This is a genomic window from Aminobacter sp. P4_D5, assembly GCF_056401815.1.
Genome location: NZ_JBFUIP010000508.1, coordinates 1 through 871, shown reverse-complemented (window position 1 = coordinate 871; position 871 = coordinate 1). Strand labels below are relative to the sequence as shown.

The window sequence follows — 871 nt, the reverse complement described above, 5'->3', positions numbered from 1 at the left end:
GCGTGGAGAAGGCGCGCATGTGCACCTGGTTCTCCATGGTGCGAACCTTCAGCCCGCGCATGTCGGCCGGCAGGTTCACCTCGCGGCGGCTGTTGGTGAGGTGGCGGAAGCCATTCTCCAGCCAGATCACACCGACCAGGCCACGGGCGTTGAACTGGGCCAGAATCGACTGGCCGATCTCGCTGTCCAGCACGCCGCGGGCATGGTCGTAGTCGCGGAAAAGGAAGGGCACGTCCACGTTGCGCACGGCCGGCACGAAGTTGCCGACGGGGCCGGTGGAGGTGAGGGTGCAGTCGATCGTGCCGATCTGCGCGCTTTCGACCATCTCGCGCTCGTTGTCGTTGCGCTGGACGGTGACGCGGAAGCGGTTGTTGGTCGCCCGCTCCAGCGTCTACTTGAAGGCGGCGGCGCCGACGCCGTAGTGGCTATTGGTCGGCAGCGGGTGCTGGATGGTGAGCGGGGTCTGCGCGAAGGCCGGGGCAGCCATCAGGCCGGCGAGACCGGCGGCGAGGGCCGTGCGGCGGAACATGGACATGCGGTTTCCTCCGGGAATTCTTGCCGCCACCGATAGGGCATGCCGGGCACCGGATGCAATCCACGGTGGTATCTGGACGCCCGATGGCGCACGGGCCCGGCCTCGGGCATCATCCCCGGCCCTTGAGGAGAAACCCATGACTCTGCGCTGCGACCTCGTCATCCGCGACGCCACCGTGTTCGATGGAACGGGCGCGCCCCGTTTCCGCGGTGACGTGGCCGTGGAGGGCGACCGGATCGTGGCCGTGGGCGACCTCGGCAGCGTCGCCGGGCAGACGGAGATCCAGGCCAACGGCAAGGCTCTCGCGCCCGGCTTCATCGACGCCCACACCCATGA

The 871-nt window shown here is 68.4% G+C and carries 2 protein-coding genes and 1 pseudogene; 1 reads left to right on the top strand and 2 read right to left on the bottom strand.

The genetic code is table 11. The features are described 5' to 3' along the window. Together dctP and AC1DWF_RS33125 are read right to left on the bottom strand one after the other, a co-directional pair. Positions 1-325 (bottom strand): TRAP transporter substrate-binding protein DctP (gene dctP / locus AC1DWF_RS33130; protein WP_476842743.1); only part of this gene is annotated, 325 nt, incomplete at its 3' end. Between the two features lie 66 nt (positions 326-391). Then, the gene (locus tag AC1DWF_RS33125) at positions 392-535 is read right to left on the bottom strand and encodes a hypothetical protein (RefSeq protein WP_476842742.1); all 144 of its coding nucleotides are present in this window, start codon (positions 533-535) and stop codon (positions 392-394) included. Positions 536-671: 136 nt separating this feature from the next. On the opposite strand from AC1DWF_RS33125, the pseudogene AC1DWF_RS33120 reads away from it, so the two are divergent. Then, positions 672-871 (top strand): annotated as a pseudogene (locus tag AC1DWF_RS33120) (D-aminoacylase); the annotation flags it as partial.